The 3253-nt window shown below is 66.5% G+C and carries 4 protein-coding genes; 3 read left to right on the top strand and 1 reads right to left on the bottom strand.

The window, feature by feature from the left end; genetic code table 11:
* The 3 genes from Q8814_RS25260 to Q8814_RS25250 all read left to right on the top strand — a co-directional run.
* The coding region (locus Q8814_RS25260; protein ID WP_330154698.1) for a hypothetical protein at positions 1-335 on the top strand (335 nt) is incomplete at its 5' end.
* A 66-nt stretch (positions 336-401) separates the two neighbouring features.
* Entirely contained in the window at positions 402-1526 is a 1125-nt protein-coding gene (locus Q8814_RS25255) for an alpha/beta fold hydrolase (protein WP_330154697.1), read from the top strand.
* Between the two features lie 13 nt (positions 1527-1539).
* Positions 1540-2724, top strand: coding sequence for a glycoside hydrolase family 1 protein (locus Q8814_RS25250; protein ID WP_330154696.1), 1185 nt, complete (start codon positions 1540-1542; stop codon positions 2722-2724).
* 7 nt (positions 2725-2731) lie between these two features.
* Here the strand turns inward: Q8814_RS25250 and Q8814_RS25245 are convergent.
* The coding region (locus Q8814_RS25245; RefSeq protein ID WP_330154695.1) for a TetR/AcrR family transcriptional regulator at positions 2732-3253 on the bottom strand (522 nt) is incomplete at its 5' end.

The following is a 3253-nucleotide window of genomic DNA, read 5'->3' as shown; positions in this document are numbered from 1 at the left end:
ACGCCACCGAGGCTGCACAGAAGACCGCGGAGAAGCTCACCGCGAGCGCAACCGCTGCCGCCGACAAGGCCGCCGCCGACTTCACCAAGGTCGTCGACGAGACCACCGATCGCGTCAACGAGTTCAACGCCAAGTTCGTCGAGGCTGCCAAGCAGAGCGGCAACCTGGGCGTCGACACCTACGAGAAGGCCGTCACCAGCCTCCTCGACCTGCAGGAGAAGGTCGCCGAGGCCACTCCGGTCGAGTGGGTCGCCGACCTCGCCAAGGCGCAGGTGTCCTTCGCTCGCGAATTCACCACCACGGTCACCACCACCGCTCGCGATCTCCTCAAGTAGGTCACGATCCGCGATGCGGCACGCACTCAGGCCCATCCGCGCCACCGAAGTTCTATGGTGCGGTTCATGGTTGCTCTGACGCAAGCCCAGATCGCCGCGGCTCCGATGCGAATCGGAGCCGCGGCGATCGCGGGTTGGAGCACCTATCTCCTCGGTCTCGCCCGCCGCGGCGGCACACCGTTCACCGTGGCGGCCGACATGACGCGCTTCTGCCTGGCGCTCACGACCAGCGCTCCCCCGGCGTGGGCACACCCCTGGCCGGTCGTTGCACAGTGGCCGCTGGCGAAGCTACGCGATTGTGGCGACCCGTCGGCCACCGACCGGGAAACAGTGCCGACACTGCTTCTCCCCCCGCAGGCCGGCACCCACTCGTGCATCGTCGACCATTCGCCCGGTCGCAGCCAGGTCGAGGCACTGCGAGCCGGTGGACTGACCAGGCTGCACTGCCTGGAATGGGCACCGGGTTCCCCGGAGACCGACGGATGTTCAATCGACGAACATCTCGCTGTCGTCCACGACGCCGTCGCGCACCTCGGCGGTCGCGTCAATCTGATCGGCGACAGCCAGGGCGGATGGCTCGGCACCATCTACGCTGCCCTGCACCCGGAAGCGGTACACACGCTGACGGTCGCGGGGGCGCCTATCGACTTCCACATCGAGCAGCCCGCCCTCGCCACGCTGGCCCAGACACATACGGGCGCGGCGGCCTCGCTCGTCGACTTGTGGTACGACGCCGCGCGTGCCGCCGGTCTGCAGACGACCGATCCGATCGGCGAGATCGAGCGCGCAATGACCCTACTCGCGAAGATCCACGATCCCGACGAAGTGACACGGATCGAAGCCGAACGTCGGTGGTTCGCCTGGAAACAGGAGATTCCCGCCGCATTCCTCGACTGGATCATGCGGAAGTTGTTCGTGGGCAATGAGCTTGTCGAGGGCACGCTCGTCGTGCAAGACGGTCCTGTCGATCTCGGAGCCATCCACTGTCCCCTGCACCTGATCGCCGGGAGCTCCGACATCCTGGCGGCGCCTGCACAGGTGCTGGCGCTCGCCGAGCGGGTCGGCACAGCACCGTCGTCGATCACCACCACGGTCATCGATGCGGGGCACATCGGCCTGTTCATCGGACGTGCCGCTCTCACCGAGGTGTGGACACCGCACGCCCGGCTCCTGGCAGCAGCGTCCCGATGAAAACGACGTCCCGATGAAAGCGGCGCTCGCGACCCTCGCCCTTGTGGTGGCGGCCGCGGGCGCCGTTCCTGCACACGCCGCGCCGTACGAGTTCCTGTGGGGTGTCTCGAGTTCGGGCTTCCAGTCCGAAGGCTCGAGTCCGGACAGCAACTGGTCTCGCTACGCGAACTCACCCGACCACGAACCCATCGGCGCCGCAGTCGATTTCCGGCACCGTTACCGCGAAGATATCGCCCTCGCCGCGGGTCTCGGGGTCGAGGTGTACCGGATCTCGATCGAGTGGGCCCGCATCCAGCCCTCACCCGGTTCCTGGGACGACGCCGAACTGGCCTATTACGACGACGTGATCGCGACGATCCGTGTACACGGCATGACTCCGATGCTCACGCTCGACCACTGGGTCTATCCGGGATGGATCGCAGACCGCGGTGGGTGGACGTATCCCGGCATCGTCGATGCCTGGCTCGAACACGCGGAGAAGGTCGCTGCCCGCTACGCGGGTCTCGATGCGCTGTGGGTGACCATCAACGAGCCCACCGCATATGTATGGCAAGAGGTTTCGAACGGCGGTCTCGCTCCGAGCGACACCCCGCAGATGTTCGATCGGCTGGTGCGGGCTCACCGCGGTGCGTACACCCTGATCCATCGACACGATCCCGGCGCACGGGTGACCTCGAATGCGGCATATGTCCCGGGAGCCCAGCCGCACCTCGACGCATGGTTCCTCGACCGCGTCCGCGATACCCTCGACTACGTCGGTGTCGACTACTATTACGGGATCGCACCCGACAATCTCACCGCAGTTCACGCGGTGACCGGCGACTACGCGTCGATCGTTCCCCGCCCGGAGGGGATGCACGAGGCGCTGATGGACTACACGCATCGCTACCCCGGACTTCCGCTGTATGTCGTCGAGAACGGTATGCCCACCGCCGACGCGGCACCGCGCGCAGACGGATGGACCCGATCACGGCACCTGCGTGAGCACGTCGACGCGATGGGACGCGCGATCGCCGACGGCGCACCGGTGTTCGGATACAACTACTGGTCGATCACCGACAACTACGAGTGGGGCTCCTACAGTCAGCGTTTCGGCCTCTACACCGTCGACGTACGGACCGATCCGGGTCTGCACCGCCACCCGACCGACGCAGTCGCCACCTACCGGGAGATCGTCGCCGGAACGCGATTCCGGTAGATCGAGATCAGTCGGATCCTTCACAGGTCAGGAGATGTGCCCACGAGTCGGTGAGGGTGTCGAGGGCGACCTCGCGATCGACGGCCCATCCGACGCGCAACCACCGCCGCGACAGGTACTCGAGCTGACCGAAAGCAAGAACACAACGGGCACGGCGGGATTCGGCGTCGAACCGCCCGGCACGGTCGAGGCCCTGCTGCATCGACGCCGTCGTGTCCTCGAACCACTTGTCCATCACAGCGCCGATCGCGGGTTCGATCGGGGCGGCCTGGTAGGCCACCGTGAGGTAGGGCCGGGTGGTCTCCCACTGGTCGAACTTTCGGCCGATCCACACCCGCATCTGATCGCGGCGTCCGAGTTCGACCACGGTGGACAGCGGCGGTTCGTCGGCCTGCGTCAGAATCTCGTCGACCCGCGCGATCAGCTCGGCCATCAGCTCCGTCTTCGACGGGAAGTGCAGATAGAACGTCGTGCGGGTGGTTCCGGCGCCGGCGGCGATGTCGTCGACCGTGGTCGCCCAGTATCCCTG

The organism is Rhodococcus chondri, assembly GCF_036327435.1.
Classification (GTDB): domain Bacteria; phylum Actinomycetota; class Actinomycetes; order Mycobacteriales; family Mycobacteriaceae; genus Rhodococcus; species Rhodococcus chondri.
The sequence above is the reverse complement of the archived record's forward strand: the minus strand, read 5'-3'. Positions and strand labels throughout refer to the sequence as shown.